2 protein-coding genes are annotated in these 916 nt (G+C 75.5%); both read right to left on the reverse strand.

From position 1 onward, the window contains the following. A partial coding sequence (locus tag STRAU_RS44495; protein ID WP_310592280.1) for an acyltransferase domain-containing protein occupies nucleotides 1-380 on the reverse strand: 380 nt, incomplete at its 3' end. A 53-nt stretch (nucleotides 381-433) separates the two neighbouring features. Further along, nucleotides 434-916, reverse strand: a 483-nt coding sequence (locus tag STRAU_RS44500; protein WP_310592281.1) for a ketoacyl-synthetase C-terminal extension domain-containing protein, incomplete at its 5' end; no start/stop codon positions are given.

Genomic DNA, 916 nt, shown 5'->3' on the forward strand with positions numbered 1-916 from the left:
GCCCCGCCCTCGGGCAGCGCCTGCATCAACTGGCCGCGCGCGGCGACGAGTTGGGCGGCGTCCTCCAGCGACCACACTCCGGCTATGTACGCGGCCGTCAGCTCGCCGATCGAGTGGCCGCCGACGATCTCCGGCCGCACCCCGAACGACTCGGCAAGCCGGTACAGCGCCACTTCCACCGCGAACAGCGCGGGCTGCGCGTACCCCGCGTCCGCCCCGAACATGACCTCCTTCAGAGGCCGGTCGAGCAAGGCATCCAAGTGCGCGCACACCTCGTCCAGCGCGTCCGCGAACACGGGGAAAGCGTCGTACAGCTCCCTTCCCATCCCGATCCGCTGGCTGCCCTGCCCGGTGAACAGGACGCCCAGGCGGCCCTCCACCACGGAACCCGAGACGACCCCGGTCCCGCCGGAGGCGAGCGCCTCGAGCCCGGTCAGGGCCTCCTCCCGTTCCCGGCCGAGTACGACGGCGCGGTGTTCGAGGCGGGAGCGGCCCGTGTCCAGCGACCAGCCCAGGTCGGTGAGTCCGGCGCGGTCCGCCGCGAGGGCGGGGTCGGCGAGCAGCCGGCGAGGGGGGGGTCGGCGAGCAGCCGTTCCCGCAGGCGGCCGGCCTGCGCGCGCAGGGCGTCCGCGTCGCGGGCCGACACCGGCAACGGCAGCGGCACGGCGACAGCGGCCGCCACCTCACCGGGCCGCTGGGGCTCGGCGGCCTTGCCGCGCCGCCGGGGTGCCTGTTCCACGACGACGTGCGCGTTGGTGCCGCTGACGCCGAACGACGAGACACCGGCACGGCGCGGCGCGCCGTCACGGTCGGGCCACTCGCGGGCCCGGTCGAGCAGTTCGACGGTTCCGGCCGACCAGTCCACGTGGGAGCTCGGCCGGTCGACGTGCAGGGTCCGCGGCAGCACGCCGTGGCG

The sequence above is a fragment of the Streptomyces aurantiacus JA 4570 genome, from assembly GCF_000414115.1.
Classification (GTDB): Bacteria; Actinomycetota; Actinomycetes; order Streptomycetales; family Streptomycetaceae; genus Streptomyces; species Streptomyces aurantiacus_A.